Raw genomic sequence first — 23,059 nt, 5'->3', positions numbered from 1 at the left:
CGCGCTGGCTTCTCTAGGATTTGTGCAACCACCCCATAAACGCCTCCGGCCCCAGATATCCCTCCTGCTGTGCCGTCGTCCTGCCATCTGCGGCTACAGCGATGAAAGCCGGGGGTCCCACCAGGTTGTAACGCTTCAGGAGGGCGCGGCTGGCGGCGTCATCCTGGGTCACATCCACGCGGATCAGCCGCCGCTTGCGTAGGGCGGCCACCACCTGCGGATCGACAAACGTGACTTTATCCATGCGCAGACATTCCACGCACCAGCTTGCCCAGTAATCCACCAGCACCGGTCTGCCCCTGGCCTGTGCCAGTGCGGTCTGCAGGGCCTCGGGGGTTTTCACGGTAGTAAAATGCAGGGCCTCGGCCCGGTTTTCGGGCGGCACCGCCGCCGCAGTATAGCTTGCCAGGGGTTGCAGGGGATCGCTGCCGCCGCCCAGCGCCCCCACCCCCATCACCAGGCCGTACACCAGCATGAGCACTCCGAGGCCTTTCCAAAAACGGCGCCAGCCCGAAGCACCCGCCGGGATTGCATCCAGAGCCCCGAGATAGATGGCACTGATGACTGCCAGCGCTGCCCATAAGGCCAGACTGACGGACCCCGGCAGAACCCGTGTCAGCAACCAGATGGCGACGCCCAGCAACACTACCCCGAAAACCGCCTTAACGGCATTCATCCAGGCACCAGCCCGCGGCAGAAAATGGCCGGCGGAAGTGCCGATGATCAGCAAAGGCACGCCCATCCCCAGGCTCAAGGCGAAAAGTGACAACCCGCCAAGAAAAACATCTCCCGTCTGGGAAATGAAGAGCAGCCCGCCGGCCAGGGGGGCGGCCACGCAGGGCCCGACGATCAGCGCCGAAAGCGTCCCCATGACAAAGGTACTGATCAGGTGCCCACCCCGTCCCATGCCGGCCAGACGTGTCTGAATGCCACTCGGCATTTGCAGCTCGTAAAAATCGAACATGGACAGCGCCAGCAGCACAAAAACAAAGGCAAAAGCCCCCAGCACCCAGGGACTCTGGAAGGCCGCCTGCATATAGGCGCCGCTCACCGCCGCCAGCACCCCGGCAATACTGTAGGTCAGTGACATTCCCAGCACATAGGCGACGGAAAGCCCAAAGGCGCGTGACCGTTGCGGGCCACGCCCTGCCTCCTTACCGACGATCAGGGCGGAGAGGATAGGAATCATGGGAAAAATACAGGGCGTAAAGGCCAGCCCCAGTCCGGAGATAAAAAAGAGACCCAAGGTGAGCCAGAAGCGGTCATGCAAAGCCCTTGCCAGCGCCCCGGCATCATTCACGGGGCTGGTCACCGCAGCCGGGACAGCCGCCCCCCCCGGCGGGGACACGACAGGCGCCGCCGCTGGGGGCGGCACGGCCTGCCGGGTCAAGGCCAGCGTGATCGTCTTGACCTGCTCCGGGTAGCAAACACCCGCATTGGCACAGCCCTGATAGCTGGATTTCAGTTCAATGAAAGCAGGGGCGGTTCCCTGAACGGTAAAAGGTACCGTGAGGGTATTTTTCCCTTCCAATACCCGTGTCTTGCCGAAAACCGGGTCGTTCAGCTCCACCCCTGCGGGCAATGTATAGTGCCCTAGCAGCACATTGCTCGGCGTCACGGAGAACTTGATCCGGTCGCGGTACAGGTGGTATCCCTGCGCCACATCCCAGTGCAGTTGCAACTGGTGCCGGCCACTCAGCCGCGCTTCAAAATGAAATGCCTGGTCCGGGGTCAGAAATGTACCGGCATAGCCGAGAGACAGCCAGGACAACAGCAGGACACCGCAAATTCCGCTCCATAACCGGACACCCATGGCCCAACCGGCCCTTCTCCCGTTTCCGGCTCTCATACCCACGTCGCTCCTCGCCATTTTGTCCTCACCCATAGAGACAGGTTCCACAGCCGATTCGTTCCTGAAGACCACTGAGCCTACGTTACCACACTGAGGATACGGGGTTCGGGAAAGAAATCACAGACGCATGGAACTTTCTGCTGCCCCTGTTCTCTAATCCTTTGCAAGCGGCTGTGATAGTTGCGAGCGCATGTTTCTTCCTCCTTTGGTGGTTTTGGGCGGGCCGTTTGGTCCGCCCTTTCTTTTTATCCGACCGGTCGGAATGTAACTTGCCAGTCCTTCCACCTTTTGCTAATATTTCGCTTGCAGCCAGTAGCTGGTTGCGAGCGCATGTTTCTTTTCTCCTTTGTGGTTTTAGGGCGACTCCGGGTTGCCCTTTTTTACATGGAGCAGCCAGTGTCCCCGTCGGCCGAAAGAGCTTTTACTCTGGTTCACCCCAATGGCGACCGCGTCTGCGGACTCATTCACGAAAACCACACCGACCCCGTCGGCATCTTCCTCCCTGGCTTCGCCTCCCATATGGAAGGCACCAAATCGCAGATCCTCGCCCGCAACGCGCAGGCGCAAGGCTGGTCCTGGGTACGCTTTGATCCACGTGGCGTCGGTCGCTCCGATGGACCCTTCCAGGCGCTGACCCTGTCCCGTTACCTGGCCGACCTCCGGTTGATTCTACATAATATGCTGCAGGATCGCCCGGTGCTGCTGGTAGGTTCCAGCATGGGCGGATGGCTGGGCACCATCGCCGCCACCCGATGGCCGGAGCAGATCCGCGCCCTGCTGCTCATTGCCCCCGCTTACAACTTCATTCAGGAAATTTTCCGACGTTTGCCCGCTGCCGAAAGGCAAGCGTGGGAGGAGAGCAATCTGCGCAGTTGGGAGGATCCTTACGGGCTCGGTGAGTTGCACATGCGCTTCGATCTGGTCGCGGACAGCTGGCGCTACGACCTGCTGCGCTTTCCGCCGCACCTGCACTGCCCGGTGGAGATTCTGCACGGCAGCGCCGATGAAGCCGTGCCCATCGCCCTCAGCTATCGGTTCGCCGCCCGCACCCATGCGCCAGAACTGGCCATCCGCCCCTTACCGGGCGTCGATCATCGCCTACGAGGCGCCGATGCCACGCTCCTGCGCAGCCTGCAATCTCTCTGGAACCGCATCTCCTGAGTACCTTGTAACACCCGCCCCTTGACAGGACATTCTCAGCGCCTATGATTAGCACTCGATGGGTGTGACTGCTAACAACACCCAGGATGAAGTCATCCATTCACTTGTAAATAACGAGGAAATGCTCAATGAAACTGCGTCCTTTACATGATCGCGTCGTCATTCGTCGCCTGGAAGAAGAGCAGAAGACTGCCGGTGGGATCATCATTCCCGACACCGCCAAAGAAAAACCGGTACGGGGCGAAATCGTCGCTGCCGGCCATGGCAAAATTCTCGAAGACGGCAAAGTGCGTGCCCTCGACGTCAAAACTGGTGATCAGGTGCTCTTCGCCAAATATGCCGGCACCGAGATCAAGGTCGAAGGTGAAGAACTGCTGGTGATGCGTGAAGACGACATCATGGCGGTCATCGAAAAGTAAGCATTGCTGAATATCCCAACCATTTCACCTATTTTGAGGAGTATTTATGCCAGCCAAACAAGTAGCCTTTGCTGAACATGCCCGCGAGAAGATGTTGCGTGGCGTTAACGTACTCGCCGATGCCGTCAAGGTCACCTTGGGTCCCAAGGGCCGTAACGTGGTACTCGACAAGTCTTTCGGTGCCCCCACCATTACCAAGGACGGCGTCTCCGTCGCCAAGGAAATCGAACTGGCCGACAAGTTCGAGAACATGGGCGCGCAGATGGTGAAAGAAGTCGCCTCCCAGGCTTCCGACGAAGCCGGTGACGGCACCACCACCGCCACCGTTCTGGCCCAGGCCATCATCCGCGAAGGCCTCAAGGCCGTCATCGCCGGCATGAACCCCATGGACCTGAAGCGCGGCATCGACAAGTCGGTCGTCGTCGTCGTCGAAGAGCTGAAGAAGCAGTCCAAGCCCTGTAAGACCCAGAAGGAAGTCGCCCAGGTAGGCACCATCTCCGCCAACTCTGACGACTCCATCGGCAAGATCATTGCCGAAGCCATGGAGAAGGTCGGCAACGAAGGCGTCATCACCGTGGAAGAAGGCTCCGGCCTCGCCAACGAGCTGGACGTCGTCGAAGGTATGCAGTTCGATCGCGGCTATCTCTCCCCCTACTTCGTCAACAACCAGGACAAGATGGTTGCCGAGCTGGAGAATCCCTACATCCTCCTGCACGACAAGAAAATTTCCTCCATCCGCGACATGTTGCCCATCCTGGAGCAGGTCGCCAAGTCCAGTCGTCCGCTGCTGATCGTGGCTGAGGATGTCGAAGGCGAAGCGTTGGCCACCCTGGTCGTCAACACCATGCGCGGCATCATCAAGGTCGCTGCGGTCAAGGCCCCGGGCTTTGGTGATCGTCGCAAGGCGATGCTCGAAGACATGGCCATCCTGACCGGCGGCCGCGTGGTCTCCGAAGAAATCGGCATGAAGCTGGAAAGCACCACCCTCGCCGATCTCGGCCAGGCCAAAAAGATTGTCATCGACAAGGAAAACACCACCATGATCGATGGTGCTGGTCAGCAGAGCGAGATCAAGGCGCGCGTTGAGCAGATCCGTCGTCAGATGGAAGATGCCAGCTCCGACTACGATCGCGAGAAGCTCCAGGAGCGCGTGGCCAAACTGGCCGGTGGCGTTGCCGTCATCAAGGTCGGTGCCGGTTCCGAGATGGAAATGAAGGAGAAGAAGGCTCGTGTCGAAGACGCCTTGCACGCTACCCGTGCGGCCGTCGAAGAAGGCATCGTCCCCGGCGGCGGTGTGGCGCTGGTCCGTGCCCGTCAGGCGCTGAAAGGCTTCAAGACCGACAACCACGACCAGGACATGGGTGTTGCCATCATCCGTCGCGCCATCGAAGAGCCGCTGCGTCAGATCGTCGCCAATGCCGGCGGTGAAGGCAGCGTGGTTCTGAACAAGGTTGTGGACGGTAAAGACGGCTACGGCTACAACGCCGCCACCGACGAATATGGCGACATGTTCGAGATGGGCGTCATCGACCCGACCAAGGTCACCCGCACCGCGTTGCAGAAGGCCTCCAGCATTGCTGGCCTGATGATTACCACGGAAGCCATGGTCACCGAACTGCCGAAGAAAGACGACAAGGCAGGCGGCGATATGGGTGGTGACATGGGTGGTATGGGCGGCATGGGTGGAATGGGCGGCTTCTAAGCCCTTACCCCCTCACGCCTGTAGCGTCAGAAAGCCGGCCCTTCGGGGCCGGCTTTTTTTATGGGTCTTCAGTGCCACTGCAGAGATATATGCAATCCTCAGAGCAAGATCGGGGCTACACACGATCTAACTTGATTCGTTGGGCCGAATCTGTTCGCAAACATGATGTTCCATGGGTGTCAGCTAAACCGCGCCATCCAAACGCAAAGCTCACGGTGCTGATGGCCAACGTTAAGGTAGAGGTAAAGGTGGCATCCAACCCGTGATTCCCCAGCAAACAACTTTTCTTGGAAGACACCCGCCCCAAGCTACCCACCCCCCTTCCCCTGTGGCAGAATGCGCGTAAAAGGAGCATCCATGACCCACACCGATAGCCATAGCAGCACCTACCCCCTCAACATCAACGGAGTGGAGCGCCACCTCCCCCTCTTCAAGGTGCAGTCGGACCTGGCCATCGCCGTCCTCAACATCCTCGGCGATACGGAACTGACGGAGGCCGCAGCCCATGCGCTGAACGGGCGCATGGCGGGCATCTCCTACGATGTGATCGTCACTGCGGAGGCCAAGAGTATTCCCCTGGCCTACGCCCTGTCGGTGCACAGTGGGCGCCCGTATATCGTCCTGCGCAAGAACTACAAGTCCTACATGGGCGAGGCCTTGTCCACGGAGACTCTGTCCATCACCACCGGCAAGCCCCAGACCCTGTATCTGGATGCCAAGGATCGCGCGGCGATCAGCGGCCGGCGGGTGGCGCTGGTGGATGACGTGGTCAGCACTGGCTCGACCTTGGCGGCCATGCGCGCGCTTATGGTGCAAGCCGAGGCAGAGATCGCCGCCGTCGCGGCCATTTGTACGGAAGGCGATATAGCCCAATGGGCGGAAGTGATTGCCCTGGCGCACCTGCCGCTCTTTCCGCTCTCCGCGTAAGGACCGGCCCATGTCCATGCCATCGATTCATGTGCTGACGGCGCGCCAGCGCTGCGACCTGGAGCTGTTGCTGACCGGCGCTTTTGCCCCATTGGAAGGTTACCTGGATGCAGCGGACTGGCAGTCCGTGCTACAGGATATGCGTCTGGGCAACGGCACGCTTTGGCCCATTCCCGTGGTGCTCGATGTCAGCGAGGCACTCGGCCGGTCCTTGGCGGCAGGGGTTACTTTGCGGCTGGAGCGCAGTGACGGTACCCCCCTCGGTGCCGTTGCCGTCAGCGCCTGCTATCGTCCCGATAAACTGCTGGAGGCCTCGGCGGTTTATGGAACGACCGACCCCAGCCATCCGGGTGTAGCCGAGTTGCTGGCGCGCGGCCCCTACTATGTGGCAGGGCGCGTGTCGGCTTGGGATGCAGACACCCTGACTCGCGCCGCCGCCGTTGAATTTCCGCCCGAATATCAGACCCCGGCCATGCTGCAAAGGTACTGGAGCGGAACGCACCCGGTTGTCGCCTTTCAGACCCGCAACCCTCTCCATCACGCGCACATTGCCGTGACTCAGGCGGGGCTGGAACGGGCGGGTGCGGGCGCGCGTCTGCTGCTGCATCCGGCTATCGGCCCCACCAAGCCCGGTGATGTGGAGGCATCCTACCGCATGCGTGTGTATCGTGCGGTGCTGGGCCATTATCCCCAGGCGACCGCCCTGCTCTCGCCCCTACCCTTGGCCATGCGTATGGCCGGCCCGCGGGAGGCGCTCTGGCACGCGCTGATTCGCCGCAATTATGGCGCCACCCATTTCATCATCGGTCGTGGCCATGCCGACCCTGGCGCGGCGGCGGGCGGTCTGTTCTACCCGGCTTTTGCGGCACAGGAGCTTTTTGCCCGGCACGCCGATGAGATGGGTATTGCCGGCATTTTTCTGCCCGAGTATGCGTATTCCCGCACCCGGCGCCGTTATGTGCCGGTGGAAGAGGCCAACGGCGAGGCCCTGGCGGGCATTTCCGGTACGGAATTGCGGCGGCGACTGGCCAGCCGGGAGGATATCCCCGAGTGGTTCTCCCCGCCGGAGGTCATTCAGATATTGCGTCAGGCCTACCGCGGTGCGGACCGGCGCGGACTGGTCATCTGGTTTACCGGACTGTCTGCCAGCGGCAAAAGCACTCTGGCGGGGATGCTGGCCCGCACTCTGGAAGCGGATGATGAGCGCGCCGTAACCTTGCTGGATGGCGATGTGGTGCGGCGTTTTCTGTCCAAAGGTTTGAGTTTCAGCCGCGAAGACCGCGACGAGAATATCCGCCGCATCGGCTTCGTCGCCAGTTTGGTGGCACGCCATGGCGGCATTGCGGTGGTCGCTGCCATTTCGCCCTATCGTCAGGCCCGTGCTGATGCGCGTCGTCTGGTGGAAGAAGCGGGTGGCCTATTTATCGAAGTCCATGTGGCCACCCCGCTGGAAGTCTGTGCCGAGCGCGATCCCAAAGGTCTCTATGCCAAGGCCATGCGCGGCGAAATCACCGGCTTTACGGGTGTGGACGACCCCTACGAAGCGCCGGAGCAGGCGGAGTGTGTACTGGACGCCGGCCTGCAAAAGCCGCCGACAGCGTTGGCGGCACTGATGGGCGTGCTGCGCCAACTGGGCGCGGTGACGGATAAGCCGGTCGTGAACGCGGCGCGCAAAGAGGCGTGAGCACGTTGCCAGTGCGCGCGGTTTAGCTTCGACAGATGGACACGTTGCAACTCGCCGCCGCCGCCCAGTGTCTGGACCGCGAGCTCGCGCAGCAAGCCATCCAGGGCATCAGCGACGCGCCGGGCGGGATTTATTTACATACCGCCAAGGCGCATATCGCGCTCATCGTGCAGCGTGCCCCTCTGGGGCTCTGGCAGGACCAGGCATTCCATAAGCCAGGCGCCCTGACCACCTGGACCAGCCCACTCAACCAGCGTTTAGCGGGTTTTCGCATTCAGCGCATCAGCGTGCCCTGGGCGGATCGCATCGTGCGCATGGATTGCCGCCGTGTCCATATCAGCAAGCGGGTGGACCAGGTCAGCCTGATTGCCGAATGCTTTGGTGGACGCGGCAATATCGCCCTGCTCGACGAGACGCAGCATATTCGCTGGGCCTGGCGCTGGGATAGCCTCGACAGTAAGGCCACGCCGCGCTTCCTGCCCGGCGTGGTGTATGTACCGCCGGAAGACAGTCTGCCCTTTGACCAGCCCTTACCGAGTGCCGCCGCCTGGCTGCACCGCGTCGCACCCCGTTATCGCCCGCAGCACACGGCCGAGCAGCAGGCCATGCAGGAGGTCTGGTTGCAGCGGTTAGATCCGTGCGCGTCCTGGTGGCGATCTTCGGCGGAGGTCGACAAATCCGTCCTCTACCCCGTGCCCCTGCCCGACTGGGCACCGATGCAGGAGATCCCGGCACAGGAGGCGCTGCGCTTGGTGCTCCCCGCCGCACACCCGCAACCCTCAGCACAGGAACGGGCGCTCGCCTTGCAGCGGGAACGTCTGCAACACCGCATCCGGCACATGCGCCGGGATATGGCGCGCTGGGAGGACCCGGAGGTGTATCGTACCCAGGCCTACGCCCTCTTCGCCCTGCCCGACACGATGGCGTCAGACACGCAGATCAGCGCCCCAGACCACACCAGCGCAGCAGGTACGCTCCTGACTATTGCCGTAACACCAGGCAAATTTCTGCACCAGCAGGCGCAGTGGTATATGCAGCAGGCGCAACGCAGTCAGCGCGCACAGCGGGAAATCACCAGCCGCCTGCAGGAGGCAGAGAAGCTGCTGGAACGCCTTGCGGGTAGCGAGTCATATGCACCATCCGTGGACGGTTCGGCAACCCACACGTCGCCCACGTCCAGAAACCCGGCAAAAAAAGGGAAACCGGAGGATGCCACATTCAGTCAAACCGTCATCGACGGCTTTACGGTCCTCTGGGGTAAAAATGCCCGGGAGAATGACCGCCTGACCTTCCGCGCAGCCAAATCCTGGGACCTGTGGTTTCACATTCAGGATTTAGGCGGCAGCCATGTGGTGTTGCGCCGGGAGAACAGCCAGACCCCGGTGCCCGAGCCGGTGCTCGCCGCCACCGCACGCATCGCCCTGCAGCAAAGCCAGTCCCGCGCCATCAGCGGGGAGGTGGACTGGACGGAAATCCGCCATGTCCAACGTAAATCGGGCGGCGGACCCGGACAAGTGACCTACCGCCACTTTCAGAGCATCCGAGTGCGCCGCGACGGCTGACCGGCATCATGCCTGAGAGAGACATTCAATAAAAGACGTCTCTGCTCTGCGACTTCCGCAACGACAGGTAAGCAGCCAGCCCCCCAAGCACCAGTCCCGCCAACACATCTAGGGCCACGTGCTGGCGTAGGGCCAGGGCGGAATATACGATGCCCGCACACCAAATCCAATTGCAGAGGACTATCCACAGCGGCGCACCGAAGCGTCGCAGCAAATAATGTAGCCAGATACCTGAAAAAACCGCTGTGGCGACGTGTAGCGAAGGGCAGGCATTGCCAGAGGCGTCCATGTTTTTGAGGAAATCCACATCTGGATACAGAGCCCAATCAATATGGGCCACGGGCACCGCGGTGGGCCAAAAGTAGAAGATGATCAACCCCACAAGGCAGGTTCCCGCCATGCTCATGGCATAGTCAACAAGTTCGCGCCGCGTGGCCAATAATGCCGGGGGAAGGGAAACATAAAACCACAGCGATAGGTAGAAAGGTAATGAGAGTGGCTGAAAACCGATCAGGTGATCCAGCCAGATTCTCGGCATCACCGTTACCGGGTATGCCGGATCTTTGAGCAAATAGAAGTAAGCAACGAAAAATACGCTGATAAACGTCGTCGTTCCGACAAATTTGAGATACGCATGCCTGGGTATCACCTCTGCAGCTTGACGGTACCATGGCCTCTCCCGATTGTTTTCATTCAAGGCTTCTTCTCCAGGAGATATCGGTTCATTACTGGTGGTTAGTGGAAACTCGGGGCACCAATATATTCCTGCCAGAACCAGCAATCCCGCGGCGGCTACAGCCACCACGGGATCATTGTTCAAAAGCCAGGAAGCCTGCAGCCCTAAATGGTGAGATGCATATCCTCCAGCATCCGCTCGATACGCGGGCCGAGAATGAGTTCCATCGCATAGCCCATCTTCGTCCCTGGGATCACCAGGGTGTTGGAACGCGACATAAAACTACCCGGCAACATCTGCAGGAGGGCGGGGAAATTCTCTTCCTTGGGATCCCGGAAGCGGATGACCACCATGCTTTCGTCCGGGGTCGGGATGTCGCGGGCGATGAAAGGATTGGAGGTATCCACCAGCGGTACACGCTGGAAATTGATGTGCGCACGGGAGAACTGCGGGGTGATGTAGTGGATATAGTCAGGCATACGGCGCAGGATGGTATCCACAATCGCCTCGGCGGAGTAGCCGCGCTGGGCATTGTCACGGTGAATCTTCTGAATCCACTCCAAATTGACCACCGGCACCACACCCACCAGCAGGTCGACGTAATTGGTTACATCGACAGCGCCCGTCTTTACACCACCATGTAATCCTTCGTAAAATAACAGGTCGGTCCCCAGGGGGATATCCTGCCAGGGAGTGAAGGTGCCCGGCGCGCTACCCCGCAGTTCTGCCTCCGCTTCGTCGTGGACGTAGTAGCGCATCTGCCCATGGCCGCTCTCGCCATACTCGCGGAACAGGCGCTCCAAGGACTCAAAATCATTGCCTTCCGGGCCGAAATGACTGATGGTTTTACCATCGGCCGCCGCCTTGGCAATGGCTTCGCGCATCTCGTTGCGGTTGTAACGATGGAAGCTGTCGCCTTCGATGACAACCGGGTCGATTTTCAGGCGCCGAAAAATGTCATGGAAGGCATGTTTGACGGTGGTGGTACCCGCCCCTGAGGAACCAGTCACGGCAATGACGGGATGTTTTTTGGACATGGAAATATAACCTCTTTGGTGAAGAAAACCTGCAGCGACCCGGGCTGTGGATAAATACATCCTTCGCGCCAGTGTAACAAAGGGTGCCGTCTCGTCAATATTGTCTAAAAACCGAGATTACGCCAGATCGCCGCCGTCGCCTCGGCCTGATTCAGGGTGTAAAAATGCAGGCTAGGTGCCCCCTCCCGCAGCAGTAATTGACACTGCCTGCTCAGCAACTCGATTCCCAACTGATATTGGGATTGCGGATCGGCGGCGTACGCATCCATCCGCCGCCGCAGGTATTGGGGAATATCGGCGCCGCACATGGCAGAAAAACGGGAAATCTGTTCAAAATTGGTGATGGGCATGACGCCGACCACTAACGGCACTTCAACGCCCTCTCGTTGCAACTCGTCGCGCAACTGCAAGTAGGCGTCGGGATTGAAAAAGTACTGGGTGATAATCGCATCCGCCCCGGCTCGCACCTTGGCTGCCAAGTGCATCACATCATTCCGGGCGGAAGTCGCCCGGGGATGGATGTCCGGATAGCCCGCCACATACACCTCGAAGCCCCCGAAATGACGGATAAATGCAACCAGATCCGCAGCGTGCTGAAAGTGGCCGGGATTCTCCATACCTTCCGGCAAATCACCGCGCAAGGCCACAATACGGCGTATGCCCTGCTTTCGATAATCTTCGAGAATCTCCCGTATCCCCGCTTCCGTAGACCCGATGCACGAGAGATGCGGCACCGCCTCCAGATCATAATCCTGACGGATCATGGTCACTGTCGCAAAAGTACGTTCACGGGTGGACCCGCCCGCCCCGAAGGTCACCGAAGCATACTCGGGATCCAGGGGGAGAAGCGCGGTTATCGCCTCCCGCAGACGTTCCTCACCCGCGGCATTTTTGGGGGGAAAGAACTCGACGGAATGCGCCATCAGTAGCGGTACGCATCCGCTTTGAAGGGGCCATCCACAGACACGCCGAGGTACCTGGACTGCGCGTCGGTCAGACGGGTCAATACCCCCGCAAAACCTTCCACCATATAGCGGGCCACCTCTTCATCCAGCGCCTTGGGCAGAACGGTAACGGAGATATGACCGGCCTTCTCCGCAGCAGGCAGATCGGCAAAACGCTCGCCGTACAGATGAATCTGCGCCAGCACCTGGTTGGCGAAAGAACCATCCATGATTCGGCTGGGGTGACCCGTCGCATTGCCCAGGTTCACCAGACGCCCCTCCGAAAGCAGGATCAGGTAATCATCGCTATCGGGATCAAAGGCCTTACCGGCGGCGGTATCACGGTAGACCTTGTGCACTTGCGCCTTCACTTCGTCCCAGGCCCAGGTTTTACGCATGAAAGCGGTATCGATTTCGTTATCGAAATGGCCGATGTTACAGACCACGGCACCCTTCTTGATGGTCTTGAGCATACCGGCATCACAGACGTTGAAGTTGCCGGTCGCGGTCACCAGCAAATCTATCTGGCCGAGCAGGCCGCGATCGATGCAGGCATCCGTGCCATCGTTGATGCCGTTCTTATAGGGCGATACGACTTCGTAACCATCCATGCAGGCCTGCATGGCGCAGATGGGATCCACCTCGGTGACGCGGACGATCATCCCTTCCTGACGCAGGGACGCCGCCGAACCCTTGCCCACATCGCCATAACCCAGCACCAACGCGCGCTTACCGGAGAGCAGATGATCGGTGGCCCGCTTGATGGCATCACTCAGAGAATGGCGGCAACCATACTTGTTGTCGTTCTTGCTCTTGGTCACAGAGTCGTTGACGTTGATGGCGGGGATTTTCAGGCTCCCTTCCCGGGCCATTTCCCAGAGGCGATGCACACCGGTAGTGGTTTCCTCGGAGACGCCGTGGACGCCAGTCAGCAATTCCGGATGTTTCTGGTGCAACAGGCCAGTGAGGTCACCACCGTCATCGAGCAGCATGTTCGGGCGCCAGCCATCCGGGCCGGTGATGGTCTGCTCGACACACCACCAATATTCATCTTCCGTCTCACCTTTCCAGGCAAAAACCGGGATGCCCGCCGCCGCGATGGCCGCCGCCGCCTGATCCTGGGTGGAGAAAATGTTGCAGGAGGACCAGCGCACTTCCGCGCCGAGCGCCACCAGCGTTTCAATGAGCACCGCAGTCTGGATGGTCATGTGGATGCAGCCAGCGATATGCGCACCCTTGAGGGGCTGTTGCGCCTGGTATTTGCGGCGAATGGTCATCAGTGCCGGCATTTCCGTTTCGGCAATGCGGATTTCTTTACGTCCCCAGGCAGCGAGGGAAATATCGGCGACTTTGTGATCAGCAGAATTTTTGAGCACAGCATTCATGTAAGTCATTCCTTGAGCATGAAAGCGAGCGCAGTTTTACAGATGGGAAGCATAGGCCGAGCCTGATCGTCACTCCGACACCTTCCCGGCCGGGGAATCATCCGGCCGGATCAGCGCAGGAGGCATGACGACTGCAGCGCCCCTCGACCCGATCTTCCAGCGGGGACGACTCCCCGCCAAGGCATTTTTACCGTAGTCCGGCAGCGTCGCGCAAGACGGCGGCCTTGTCGGTCCGCTCCCAAGTAAATTCAGGCTCTTCGCGACCGAAGTGACCATAGGCAGCCGTTTTGGTATAGATGGGCCGCAACAGGTCGAGCATCTGGATGATACCTTTGGGGCGCAGGTCAAAGTGCTCCTGCACCAGGGCGGCAATCCGGTCGTCATCGATCACGCCAGTACCAAAAGTATCCACCATCAGGCTCACCGGCTGCGAGACGCCGATGGCATAGGCCACCTGCACTTCGCAACGCCTGGCGAGGCCTGCGGCCACGATATTCTTCGCCACATAGCGTCCGGCGTAGGAGGAAGAACGGTCCACCTTGGAGGGGTCCTTGCCGGAGAACGCGCCGCCGCCGTGACTGCCCTGACCGCCGTAAGTGTCCACAATGATTTTGCGCCCGGTCAAACCACAGTCACCTACGGGTCCGCCGATCACGAAACGGCCGGTGGGATTGATGAGGTACTTGGTATCCTTATGGATCATCTCGGGAGGCAGGACGGGCTTGATGATTTCCTCACGCACGGCTTCGACGAGATCGGCATGGCTGATATCCGGGCCATGCTGGGTGGAGAGCACCACGGTATCAATGGCGACTGGGCGACCATCCTCATAGCGTACCGTCACCTGGCTCTTGGCGTCGGGACGCAGCCAGGGCAGGCGACCATCTTTGCGCACCATCGCCTGCCGCTCGGTCAGACGGTGGGCAAAATAGATGGGCGTCGGCATCAGCACGTCCGTCTCGTCACAGGCAAAGCCGAACATCAAGCCTTGGTCACCAGCGCCCTGATCGAGATCAAGGCCGGCACCTTCGTCCACGCCTTGAGCGATATCTGGGGATTGCTTGTCCAAGGTCTGCACCACCGCGCAGGAGGCCCAGTCAAAACCCATGTCCGAGGAGTTGTAACCGATCCGGCGCACGGTCTGGCGCGCCACATCCGCATAGTCCACCACCGCGGTGGTGGTAATTTCACCCGCGAGCACGATCAGACCCGTGGTAATCAGCGTCTCGGCCGCCACGCGACCGCGGGGGTCCTGAGCCAGAATCGCGTCGAGGATGGCATCGGAAATCTGATCCGCGACTTTATCGGGGTGACCTTCGGAAACGGATTCAGAGGTGAAAAGATGACTTTTGGACATGCACTGGGCTCCTCAATAGCTAGGCCGACCTGTCGCAGCGGACAGGGACAGCGCGCACTATATCAAAGGAAAGCGCCACAAGCGAAGTGAAACGCGCTCACCGCAAAAGCAAAATTGGCTCAAGCGGAGCGGAGGTGCGGCCTCAAGAGCGCGCCGGACCAACTACCGGAAAGGAGGACTTCTTGCCGCCACCCCAAAAATAGGAAATACCACCGGTCACCTGGACATCGTTGAGGTTGGAAGCATTCGGCGTAGGGGTATTGAAGAGCAGTTGATCCCGCACATCCAGGCGCAGCCCCAAGTGATCATTTACGAGATACTGATAGCCTACACCGAAGACGCCCATCAACGAGGTTCCCCGGCCGAGCTGGTGGTTAAACAAGTCGCTGGATGCCCCCAAACCCAGGGAGAGATAGGGGGTGTCAGGGCTGCCAAGCGCGTAAAGATTACCGAGGATCGCACCACTGTACTGATTGGCACCGACAGCATGTGCAGGGCCCTGCAGATGGGCAAAGGCTGCTGCCACCTGCGCCTCCACTCCCACGTGCGCATCTATCCGACGCCCCATGCGCAAGCCGACGACCCCGGCATTGCCACCGTTGTCCAGACCGCTTGAGGCATCATAAAAGGTATTCCCTCCAAAGAGGTTGATGTAGGTTTCATCACGCACGGGCCGCCCGGCCGCCCACGCCGGAACGGCGAGGACAAGCCCGATGAACACCAGCACCGCGCGCAACCCCCACTTCATGTCCTTGCACCTCGTATATGGCAGCACTGCCCAATAAAACCTGTTATGATCATAGCCCAGTTTAGATACATTTACCACAAATCTCTGTCCGTTTTGCCGAAAAACCAACAAGGAGCTTTCATGTCCACTCTCGTCTGCGGTTCTCTGGCCTTTGATACCATCATGGTCTTTCAGGACCACTTCAAGGCGCACATTCTGCCTGATCAGGTACACATGCTGAACGTGTCCTTTACTGTCCCGCAAATGCGGCGCGACTTCGGCGGCTGTGCCGGCAACATCGCATATAACCTCAAATTGCTGGGCGCCAATCCGCTGATCGTCGGCACAGCAGGCCAGGACTTCACGCCTTATCTTGATCACCTGAAGGCACAGGGATTAGACACCACCCTGCTGCGGATTCTCCCGGACCACTACACCGCACAAGCCTTCATCACTACCGATCTGGACGACAACCAGATCACCGCCTTTCACCCCGGCGCGATGTTTCAGGCCCAGGAAAACCACCTGGCCGGGCGTATCCCCGAGAATGTGCGTTGGGCCATTGTCGCACCGGATGGACTCGGCGCCATGGTGCAGCATCTGGAAGACCTTACGAATGCCGGCATTCCCACGCTGTTTGACCCGGGCCAGGGTCTGCCGCTCTTCGATGCGGAAACTCTGACCCGCCTGATTGACCGGGCAGACTACCTTACGGTCAACGATTATGAATGCCAGATGGTACAGGCGCGCACCGGCCTCGGCCTCAACGAACTTCGCCAGCGCCTCAAGGCCCTGATCGTCACCCGCGGCGAGCACGGCTCGGTGATCTATCATGACGGCCGGGAGACGACCATTCCAGCGGCCAGGCCCAAAGCGGTCACAGACCCCACCGGATGCGGGGACGCCTATCGCGCGGGGCTGCTGTACGGCCTGGAACACGAACTCGGCTGGGAAACCAGCGGCAGAGTCGCCTCACTGATGGGCGCCTACAAAATTGAACAAGCAGGCACCCAGAATCACCGCTTTACCTGGCCGGAATTCCAGGCCCGCTATCGCGAGAACTTCGGCGAGACGATCGGCTAGGCCCTGCTGGCTCAGGAAACGACCGGCTTGTCCTCGGCATCCCAGACATTAATACCGCCACCAAGGTTATAGACTTCGGTGAAGCCCATCTCCTGCAAGGTCACCGCTGCCAGCGCCGAACGTGTTCCGCTGTCACAGTAAAGGACAACGACCCCATCGCGCGCAGCGGCCAACTCCGGATGGCAATGGCCGTAATCGGGGTCCGCCAGTGCCTCCAGATAACCGCGAGGCACATGGATAGCGCCCGGCAGATGCCCCTCCAGAAAGGCACTGGACTCCCGGACATCCACCACCAGCACATCGTCCCGGCTCCGCAGCCAGTCCTCCAACGTATCGCAGTCTATTTCGCGAATCTGATGGCGCGCCGCCCGTATAAAGTCTGCAAGAGATTTCCCCATGACCTTCCCCATCGCACTAAAAGCGGCCCGCCCTCATGGACACATGACTTCGGCGAGATGCTTACTGAGCTCCTCGATACCGACATAAGTATAATCCTTGCTCAAGGTGCCTGAAATCATTGCGCTAGTGGGTGCATCCAGTTTTTCGCGCAGCAAACCCAGAATATGCGGAGAAGCGACGAGCACCAGGTGTTGGAAAGCATTCTGCTTTCGCGCCGCGCCCAAATAGGTCGCCAGCTCATTGGCGAAATGCAGCATTTCCGCCTCCTTAGGACTGGTTTGCCATTCGATACCAGGCCGTGCTCCCGCAGCGAAGCTCTGCTGAACGCGCCCTCCCGCATCCGTCACCAGTTCGTCCTGGTGCTTGCGGCTGTCGGGATGCTGCCAATCCTGTACCAGATGCAGCCCGGTATTGCAGCCCTCACTTTTAAAGAGGCGCGCCTCTGCGGCGTTACTCACCAGTACCCAAGTCACCGTAGCCATCTCACATTCTCCTTTTTCGAATGATCCCTGACATAGATGGATACGGCAATGATAAAAAACAAGCAACGGTTTTTTCTTCCCTGATTTGTAGAATCATTCTATGATGGACCCGTCTGCTATCTGTCCTTGAGGAATCTCCAACAGTGCCCTCCCAACCCCTCAGCAAAACCGCCTGCCCCCTACCGCCCTTGGGCATGGACGCCCTCCGTCTGCGCATGGACACCTGCCATTATCTGCTGCGCACATTGGGCGCCGAAGAAACAGCGGAGCCTGTCAACAGCGTTTATACGGCGCTGGCCATGAGCCTGCGTGACCGCCTGGTCGAACGTTGGAAAAACACCCAGAAAAAGGTGGCCGCCGAAAGCGGCAGGCGCACCTTTTACCTTTCTCTGGAGTTCCTGCTCGGGCGAGCCATGGGCAACACCCTGCTGAACCTGGGTCTGGAAGACGCGGCGCGCGAGGCGTTGACCTGGGAGCATCGCGAGCTGGTGGACATCATGGAACTTGAGCCCGACGCTGGTCTGGGTAACGGTGGGCTGGGCCGTCTTGCAGCCTGCTTTCTCGATAGCTGCGCCTCTCTCGGTCTGCCGGTCACGGGTTATGGCATTCGCTACAGCTACGGCATGTTCCGTCAGGAAATTCGCGGGGGCGAGCAGGTGGAGGAACCTGACCACTGGCTGAGGAATGGGTGCCCCTGGGAGCTGAAACGACCGGAACGGATACGCCGCGTTCACTTTTTCGGGCGCAGCGACGGATATCACGATGCCCAGGGGAGGTTCCATCAGCGTTGGGTCGACACCCACGACGTGCTTGCCGTACCTTACGACATTCCCATCCCCGGTTATCGCAATGAGGTGGTCAATACCCTGCGTCTCTGGCGGGCGACGGCCACCGACATCTTTGATCTCGGCGAATTCAACGCCGGCGCCTACCCGGAAGCCGTCGCCGCCAAAAACAACGCCGAGCACATCAGCATGGTGCTCTATCCCAATGACAGCAGTGAAAACGGTAAGGAACTGCGCCTGCGCCAGCAGTATTTCCTGGCTTCCGCGAGCCTTCAGGATGTGGTCGCGGACTGGGTTGCCATCCACGGTGAAGATTTCCGCAATTTTGCCAAACATCACTGTTTCCAACTCAATGATACCCATCCCAGTTGTGCCGTGCCGGAACTGATGCGCCTGTTGATGGATGAACACGGTCTGAGCTGGGAGGAAGCCTGGGACATCACTAGCCATACCATGGCCTACACCAACCACACCCTGCTGCCCGAGGCACTGGAACGGTGGTCGGTGCGTTTATTCCGGCAGCTCCTCCCGCGCCTGCTGGAAATCATCATGGAAATCAACGCACGTTTTCTGCAGGAAGTGGCACGGCGCGCACCGGGCAACACCGGCCTGCTGCAACGATTGTCCATCATCGAAGAAGGCGACGAGCAGATGGTGCGCATGGCGCACCTCGCCGTGGTAGGCAGCTTCTCGGTAAACGGGGTTGCGGCACTGCACACCAAGCTCCTCTGTGAGGATCTTTTCGCCGACTTCCACCACCTCTGGCCGACGAAATTCAACAACAAAACCAATGGGGTGACACCGCGACGATGGTTGCAATGGGCCAACCCCGGGCTCCGCGATCTTATTACCGAGCGCATCGGGCCGGACTGGAAGCACGACCTGGAACGGCTGCGGGATCTGGAGCCGGCAGCGGACGATGCGAAGTTCCGCAAGCGCTGGGCGGAGGTACGCCGCGCCAACAAGGAACGGCTGGCGACACTGGTGCATCAGCATACCGGCGTCACTTTCATCCCCGATGCCCTGGTGGACGTGCAGGTAAAGCGCGTCCATGAATATAAAAGGCAACTGCTCAATGCCCTGCATGTCATCCATCTCTACGACCGCATCAAGCGCGGCGAAGCGAACCAGGTGACTCCCCGCAACGTCCTGTTTGCGGGCAAGGCGGCGCCAGGATACTTCATGGCCAAGCGCACCATCAAATTCATCAACAATATCGCCAATGTCATCAATCATGATCCGGATACGGAAGGCTTGTTGCGGGTGAGCTTTCTACCGGATTACCGAGTCTCCCTCATGGAGCAGATTTGCGCGGCAACCGACCTCTCCGAGCAGATATCCACGGCAGGCAAGGAGGCCTCCGGCACCGGCAACATGAAGTTTATGATGAACGGGGCCCTGACCATTGGCACCCTGGACGGCGCCAACATCGAGATCCGCGACGCGGTAGGCGCCGAGCACTTTTTCCTTTTCGGGTTGAATGCCGAAGAGGTCAGCCAATTGCGCAGGCATTACCATCCGGAGCTATATATCCAGGCGGACCACGATTTGGCACGGGTCATGGACCTGTTGCAGAGCGGCTATTTCAACGCGTTCGAACCGGGCATTTTCGACCCCATCGTCCACGCCATCACCCATCCCCATGACCCGTGGATGGTGCTCGCCGATTTCACCAGCTATAAAGTCAAGCAACGGGAGGCGGCAGATGTCTGGCATGATCAGACCGAATGGCAACGGCTGAGCATTCTCAACACTGCGGCGAGCGGGATTTTTTCCAGCGACCGGACCATTGCTCAGTACAACGCGGACATCTGGCACCTCACACCTCTGGTCATGACCCCATGACAGCATTCGCCTGATCTGTTCTAATGCGCATCATTAACGGGGTGCGTTCGCTGTGCAGAGGAAACTGATGATTCAAAAACCACGTCCGGTGTTGCTCCTGATCCTCGATGGATGGGGCTACCGGGAGGATTCTGAAGATAACGCCATTGCCCAAGCGCGCACGCCAAACTGGGATGGCTGGTGGCAAAATTATCCCCATGGTCTCATCAACGCTTCCGGGGCGTCTGTGGGGCTTCCCGGCGGACAGATGGGCAACAGCGAAGTCGGGCATATCAATATCGGAGCAGGCCGCGTGGTGTACCAAGAGTACGAGCGCGTGAATCTTGCCATCGCCGACGGCAGTTTCTACTCCAACAGCGCCCTCTGTGCAGCGGTGGATGCCGCCGGGGCTCAGGGCGGTGCCGTCCATATCCTGGGCCTGCTTTCAGCGGGTGGGGTGCATTCTCACGAAGAACATATCCTCGCCGCGCTACGTCTGGCGCGGGGCCGGGGCGCTGAACGAGTCTATGTGCATGCCTTTCTGGATGGCCGCGATACCCTGCCACGCGGCGCGGAGTCATCTCTGAAACGACTGAATGCCGAGATAAGTACCTACGGTGGCGCTCTGGCCTCGGTGATCGGCCGTTTTTATGCCATGGATCGTGACCACCGCTGGGATCGGATCCAGCAGGCCTATGATCTGCTTACCCTCGGTAAGGGGGAGCACTATGCCACGGGTTTAGAGGCGCTTGCTGCCGCCTACCTCCGTGGCGAAAGCGACGAGTTTGTCGCCCCATCGTGGATTGGTGCCAACCCCGCCTGCATCGGCGATCACGATGCGGTGTTATTCATGAACTTTCGCTCCGATCGCGCCCGCCAGATCACCCGGCCCTTTGTCGAGGCAGACTTCGACGGCTTCGCCCGACAGGTCAAACCCCGACTCGCAGATTTCGTCACCCTCACAGAATACAGTGAGCATTTTGATGCACGGGTCGCTTACCCCCCCGCTCGTCTGAAAAATACCTTTGGCGAATGGATATCCCAATTCGGCCTGCATCAGTTGCGCATTGCCGAAACCGAAAAGTACGCCCATGTCACCTTTTTCCTGAGTGGCGGTGACGAACGGATATTCCCCGGCGAAGATCGCGTATTGATTCCGTCTCCCAAGGTCACCACCTACGATTTGCAACCGGAAATGAGCGTGAATGAACTGACCGATGCCCTGGTCGCCCGCGTTGAAAGTCGCCAGTACGATGCCATCATCTGCAATATCGCCAATCCCGATATGGTCGGCCACAGTGGTAAACTGGCCGCCGCCATTGCTGCGGTCGAAGCGGTAGACCGCAGCCTCGGGCGTATTGTCAGCGCCGTGCGCGCCGTAGGCGGCGAAGCGCTGATCACAGCCGATCATGGCAATGTCGAGCAGATGCTGGATGTCGGGAGCGGCCAGGCGCACACCTCTCATACCTGTAACCCGGTGCCCCTGCTCTACATCGGACGCCCTGCAGAGATCCTATCCGGGGGGGCGCTGGAGGACCTGGCGCCCACCTTGCTCCGGCTCATGGACTTGCCGGTGCCCCCTGAAATGGGCGGCAAAAACCTGGTGCAGTTCCTCTGACCCATGCCCCTTCTGTCCCGTCCCCGCGTCGGCGCGCTGCTTGCCTTGATCTTGCTCCTCCCGGCCGGTGCGGGAGCGGCAACGCTTCAGGAAAAAATACAAAATAGCCAGAAAAAACTGGAGCATATACACGAGAATCTAGGGCAGATACAGGCGCATCTCGCGGCGGGGCAGAAAACCCAGGCGCAACTGCGCGTAGAAATCAGCGCACTCGATCAGCGGGTTGTTGCGACGCAAAAAAAGCTGGCCGGAATCCAGCAGCAACAACACTCGGCACAGGCACAATTGGCCGAACTGCGGGTAAAAATCCATGCACTGCAGGCGGAACTGAGTCAACAGAAAGGCATCCTCGCCCGGCAGCTTCGCGGCGCATACATGCTCGGCGGAGTTACCCCACTGGCCGTCTGGCTGCAAACGGAACGCCCCGGAGAACTGGGGCGCATGAGCGTCTTTTATGAGTCTCTGGCCAGGGCGCGCAGCGCACTGATCGTCAAAACCCAAGGCACCGCGCAACAGATACGGAAGACTCGGCACGAGGTGCAAATCCACGAAACCCATCTCGCTCAGTTGGCGCAACAGGTCAGTGCGCAGGAACAAACGCTCCGGCAACAGCGTGAGGTTCACGCCGCACTGGAAAACCAGCTTGCAGCCCGCATTGCCGCCGACAAGACCAAGATCGCAGAATTACAGGCGAATGCCAATATTCTCAATGGATTGGTGAGCCGTCTGACGGTTCAGTTCCGTCATCAGGAAGAAGTCGCCCGCGCCAAAGCTGCCGCCGAAGCACGACGCAAGGCCGCTGCCGCCGCTGCGGCCCGTCGGGCGGCGGCAATCTCCGCGCAACGGGCAGCTGCCGCGCAACATCATCTGGCCCAGGAAAGGCAAGCGGAACAGCGGGCGCTGCGGGCGCAGGAAACAGAGCGGGCACGACAGGTTCAACGTGCGGCGAATGCACAAAAGCAGCCACCCACCACCGTAGTTCGTCCGCCGGTGATCGCCCCCGCTCCCGCATTGCCCACAACCCCCATCGTCGGGCACGGTAATTACCCCCCGCCGGTAACCGGTCCGGTTACCGCGCGTTTCGGCGCACCCCGGGTGACTGGCGGACTCGACTGGCAGGGTATCACCTTTCAGGCCCCGGTAGGGACGAAGGTTCGCGCCATCGCGCCGGGCATGGTACTTTATGCGGGGCCTTTGCGAGGCTATGGACAGATTGTCATCGTGCAGATCGCACATAGTTTGTTGTCCATATACGGGCACCTGGGCGCTACCGATGTCCACGTTGGAGAGCAGGTTTCTACCGGACGCCAGGTCGGCAGCGTGGGCAGCGGCGGCGAACTGGGGAACGATGGTCTCTATTTCGAGATGCGGAATGCTGGCCGCCCGGTCAATCCGCTGGATTACATCCATAACTGAGAATCATGCTGCCGGTTCA

The 23,059-nt window shown here is 59.8% G+C and carries 19 protein-coding genes and 1 riboswitch; of the genes, 10 read left to right on the top strand and 9 right to left on the bottom strand.

Annotated features, from left to right (window positions below; translation table 11 throughout):
* Positions 1–13: 13 nt before the first annotated feature.
* A complete protein-coding gene (gene dsbD, locus F6A13_RS02980) occupies positions 14–1,870 on the bottom strand; it encodes a protein-disulfide reductase DsbD (protein WP_151528413.1) in 1,857 nt (618 codons plus the stop codon).
* Positions 1,871–2,248: 378 nt separating this feature from the next.
* On the opposite strand from dsbD, the gene F6A13_RS02975 reads away from it, so the two are divergent.
* The 6 genes from F6A13_RS02975 to F6A13_RS02950 all read left to right on the top strand — a co-directional run bounded on the left by F6A13_RS02975 (position 2,249) and on the right by F6A13_RS02950 (position 9,307).
* Positions 2,249–3,013: an alpha/beta hydrolase gene (locus F6A13_RS02975; protein ID WP_225981925.1), complete on the top strand. Its 765-nt coding sequence runs from the start codon at positions 2,249–2,251 to the stop codon at positions 3,011–3,013.
* Between the two features lie 128 nt (positions 3,014–3,141).
* A complete protein-coding gene (gene groES / locus F6A13_RS02970; protein ID WP_009567579.1) occupies positions 3,142–3,432 on the top strand; it encodes a co-chaperone GroES in 291 nt (96 codons plus the stop codon).
* A gap of 46 nt (positions 3,433–3,478) precedes the next feature.
* Positions 3,479–5,134, top strand: coding sequence for a chaperonin GroEL (gene groL / locus F6A13_RS02965; protein ID WP_113526830.1), 1,656 nt, complete (start codon positions 3,479–3,481; stop codon positions 5,132–5,134).
* Between the two features lie 357 nt (positions 5,135–5,491).
* Positions 5,492–6,061 (top strand): phosphoribosyltransferase family protein, encoded by a 570-nt coding sequence (locus F6A13_RS02960; protein ID WP_113526831.1) that lies wholly within the window; start codon positions 5,492–5,494, stop codon positions 6,059–6,061.
* Between the two features lie 10 nt (positions 6,062–6,071).
* Positions 6,072–7,745 (top strand): sulfate adenylyltransferase, encoded by a 1,674-nt coding sequence (gene sat, locus F6A13_RS02955; RefSeq protein WP_113526832.1) that lies wholly within the window; start codon positions 6,072–6,074, stop codon positions 7,743–7,745.
* A gap of 35 nt (positions 7,746–7,780) precedes the next feature.
* Positions 7,781–9,307, top strand: coding sequence for an NFACT RNA binding domain-containing protein (locus tag F6A13_RS02950; RefSeq protein ID WP_126604964.1), 1,527 nt, complete (start codon positions 7,781–7,783; stop codon positions 9,305–9,307).
* Positions 9,308–9,332: 25 nt separating this feature from the next.
* Here F6A13_RS02950 and F6A13_RS02945 read toward each other — a convergent pair whose 3' ends face one another.
* The 6 genes from F6A13_RS02945 to F6A13_RS02920 all read right to left on the bottom strand — a co-directional run bounded on the left by F6A13_RS02945 (position 9,333) and on the right by F6A13_RS02920 (position 15,454).
* Entirely contained in the window at positions 9,333–10,004 is a 672-nt protein-coding gene (locus F6A13_RS02945) for a phosphatase PAP2 family protein (protein WP_113526834.1), read from the bottom strand.
* A gap of 143 nt (positions 10,005–10,147) precedes the next feature.
* A complete protein-coding gene (locus F6A13_RS02940) occupies positions 10,148–11,020 on the bottom strand; it encodes a phosphoribulokinase (RefSeq protein ID WP_126604962.1) in 873 nt (290 codons plus the stop codon).
* Positions 11,021–11,124: 104 nt separating this feature from the next.
* Positions 11,125–11,943, bottom strand: coding sequence for a methylenetetrahydrofolate reductase [NAD(P)H] (metF, locus tag F6A13_RS02935; protein WP_113526835.1), 819 nt, complete (start codon positions 11,941–11,943; stop codon positions 11,125–11,127).
* The gene (gene ahcY, locus F6A13_RS02930) at positions 11,943–13,349 is read right to left on the bottom strand and encodes an adenosylhomocysteinase (protein WP_126604961.1); all 1,407 of its coding nucleotides are present in this window, start codon (positions 13,347–13,349) and stop codon (positions 11,943–11,945) included. The genes metF and ahcY overlap by 1 nt, the downstream gene beginning before the upstream one ends.
* A 19-nt stretch (positions 13,350–13,368) precedes the next feature.
* A riboswitch (S-adenosyl-L-homocysteine riboswitch) is annotated at positions 13,369–13,500 on the bottom strand.
* A 36-nt stretch (positions 13,501–13,536) separates the two neighbouring features.
* Positions 13,537–14,706 carry a methionine adenosyltransferase gene (metK, locus tag F6A13_RS02925; protein ID WP_113526837.1) on the bottom strand — a complete coding sequence of 390 codons (1,170 nt, stop codon included), beginning with the start codon at positions 14,704–14,706 and terminating at the stop codon, positions 13,537–13,539.
* 142 nt (positions 14,707–14,848) lie between these two features.
* Complete coding sequence (locus F6A13_RS02920; protein ID WP_113526838.1) at positions 14,849–15,454, bottom strand: outer membrane beta-barrel protein; 606 nt, start codon at positions 15,452–15,454, stop codon at positions 14,849–14,851.
* Positions 15,455–15,574: 120 nt separating this feature from the next.
* On the opposite strand from F6A13_RS02920, the gene F6A13_RS02915 reads away from it, so the two are divergent.
* Complete coding sequence (locus F6A13_RS02915) at positions 15,575–16,516, top strand: carbohydrate kinase family protein (RefSeq protein ID WP_113526839.1); 942 nt, start codon at positions 15,575–15,577, stop codon at positions 16,514–16,516.
* 11 nt (positions 16,517–16,527) lie between these two features.
* Here the strand turns inward: F6A13_RS02915 and F6A13_RS02910 are convergent, their stop codons facing one another.
* Both F6A13_RS02910 and F6A13_RS02905 read right to left on the bottom strand, forming a co-directional pair.
* Positions 16,528–16,914, bottom strand: a complete 387-nt coding sequence (locus F6A13_RS02910) for a rhodanese-like domain-containing protein (protein ID WP_126604958.1) — start codon at positions 16,912–16,914, stop codon at positions 16,528–16,530.
* 33 nt (positions 16,915–16,947) lie between these two features.
* Positions 16,948–17,397, bottom strand: a complete 450-nt coding sequence (locus F6A13_RS02905) for a host attachment protein (protein WP_113526841.1) — start codon at positions 17,395–17,397, stop codon at positions 16,948–16,950.
* A 143-nt stretch (positions 17,398–17,540) separates the two neighbouring features.
* Here F6A13_RS02905 and F6A13_RS02900 point away from each other — a divergent pair, with 143 nt between their 5' ends.
* The 3 genes from F6A13_RS02900 (at position 17,541) to F6A13_RS02890 (ending at position 23,040) form a co-directional block, all read left to right on the top strand.
* Positions 17,541–20,027 carry a glycogen/starch/alpha-glucan phosphorylase gene (locus tag F6A13_RS02900; RefSeq protein ID WP_113526842.1) on the top strand — a complete coding sequence of 829 codons (2,487 nt, stop codon included), beginning with the start codon at positions 17,541–17,543 and terminating at the stop codon, positions 20,025–20,027.
* Positions 20,028–20,094: 67 nt separating this feature from the next.
* Entirely contained in the window at positions 20,095–21,624 is a 1,530-nt protein-coding gene (gene gpmI / locus F6A13_RS02895) for a 2,3-bisphosphoglycerate-independent phosphoglycerate mutase (RefSeq protein WP_126604956.1), read from the top strand.
* A 3-nt stretch (positions 21,625–21,627) separates the two neighbouring features.
* Positions 21,628–23,040, top strand: a complete 1,413-nt coding sequence (locus tag F6A13_RS02890) for a murein hydrolase activator EnvC family protein (protein WP_126604954.1) — start codon at positions 21,628–21,630, stop codon at positions 23,038–23,040.
* The last annotated feature ends 19 nt before the right edge of the window (positions 23,041–23,059 follow it).

The sequence above is a fragment of the Acidithiobacillus sp. 'AMD consortium' genome (assembly GCF_008926505.1).
GTDB classification, from domain to species: domain Bacteria; phylum Pseudomonadota; class Gammaproteobacteria; order Acidithiobacillales; family Acidithiobacillaceae; genus Acidithiobacillus; species Acidithiobacillus ferridurans.
Note: the sequence above shows the minus strand (reverse complement) of the source record. Positions and strands in the feature narration are given on the sequence as shown.